The sequence below is a fragment of the Serratia sp. 506_PEND genome, assembly GCF_001076875.1.
GTDB classification, from domain to species: domain Bacteria; phylum Pseudomonadota; class Gammaproteobacteria; order Enterobacterales; family Enterobacteriaceae; genus Serratia; species Serratia marcescens.
Window position 1 is genome coordinate 1 of record NZ_JVEL01000022.1, and the last position, 1,550, is coordinate 1,550.

General features: G+C 49.2%; 2 protein-coding genes. Both read right to left on the bottom strand.

Translation table 11 applies throughout. From position 1 onward, the window contains the following. Nucleotides 1–626 (bottom strand): prophage tail fiber N-terminal domain-containing protein (locus ADK28_RS30930; protein WP_193392109.1); only part of this gene is annotated, 626 nt, incomplete at its 3' end. After that, on the bottom strand, nt 623–1,550 hold a 928-nt coding region (locus ADK28_RS32365; protein ID WP_152929584.1), incomplete at its 5' end, for a phage tail protein. The genes ADK28_RS32365 and ADK28_RS30930, both read right to left, overlap by 4 nt.

A 1,550-nucleotide genomic window follows, 5' to 3' on the forward strand; every position in this document is an offset into this window, starting at 1 on the left:
GAATTACCTACCCACGCTTGGTTTGTCACTGACACGGCAAAATAAGTGCTCGACGGCCCACCATCAACGGGTAAAACCATTACGCCGCCTGCCGCGCCGCCAGGCCTGTTGGCTGTAGCAGTGGTATAGCGGCGAAGGCTTGACTTATTATCTGTAGAAAAAATATCAGCCGTATGAACTGGGCCAGATGCAAAACCTGCGGCGATAACGACTTTGCTATTTTCGGCTGCATTCTGCTCGCTGACTTTTGCCGCTGCTGCTGATGCTGCTGATTTGTCAGCGGACAAAGCAGCCTCTGCACGCAGTCGATCGACAGTTTGCACAATCTCCGGCGTGATATTGCTTTCCCCTGGCCGACGCAGGAAATCATTGAGCGTGCCGGGCAGCGAATCGTTATAAACCTCGATAGCCCCCACCCGCTCCGGTTGCGCGCCATACACCGAGATGATGACCTCGTAAGCGCCCGGCTCCACGGGTAGGGAATATTTACCGCTATCATCCGTCACTGATTGTGATTTAGCCAAGCTCAGGACCGTTGACGAGGTTCTGACTGCGCGCAGGGTAATGGTTACGCCGGAGCGAGGATCGCCGTAAGGGCCTTTTAATACGCCGCTGATTAATGTCATTTATTTATCTCCTTTTTGACTGGCATTTCTACGCGAAGATCAATCCAGCGTCCTAATGGAATATCGATCGACATTCCTTCGTCATAACCCTTAACGTCATTACGGGCGAATGGTGGCGCTGCTGTGTATGTACGGTGGTAGGTTTTGATCAGCAGGTCGCCAGTTGGTTCTACCTCGTAATCAACCCAGATCAGCGGTTGTTTGTTACGATCGAGTGGAACCTCAATACCACCATCCTTACCGCCCCATTGCGCATCAGCATTAAAACCTAGTGTGCCGGATACACGGTAAATACCTTCGCTCACTCGTTCAGTGGTCACTCCTTGACTTTCTTCATTGAGTTCATAGGTGCCGTCACCGAATAATTTAACGATTGGCGACGCCCTTTTAATAAAACCATTACCATCAACCGTTGTATTTAATGAATGCCATAAGTCCATGCTTTGGAGCCAACCTCGGGCAGTATTCCCCGTATTGACAGTGATTACGTGTTGGTCGTAACCAACAGTAATCATCGCGAACGTGTCTAATGTTCGCCACCAAATAGATGGTGAATACTGTAGCATTTTAAATGGAGGTGGAATGTAAGTCTCATTACGTACCGCAGACAGCCCCATCTCACCGATATTGGCACGAAGTATATCTATATTATTAGTATTAACTCCGACAAAGCCATGCTTACTACCGAGCCCATTATCACCGGGCTTAATAACATTGTTCACATCCGCTTTTTTTTCCATAACAGCCGAAAGTTCATCAACAGATTTCTTCTCTGCCTTTTGATTTAACGCAGCGGTAAAACTATTCCAAGCTGGGCCAGTGTAAGTGCTGCCGTCAGGTAACGTCACCGTAATGTTTCCGGGGCCGCTGAATACCTGTTGCCAGTTGGCTTTATCGAGGTTCAGCCCGCGTAGCGCTTTCGCC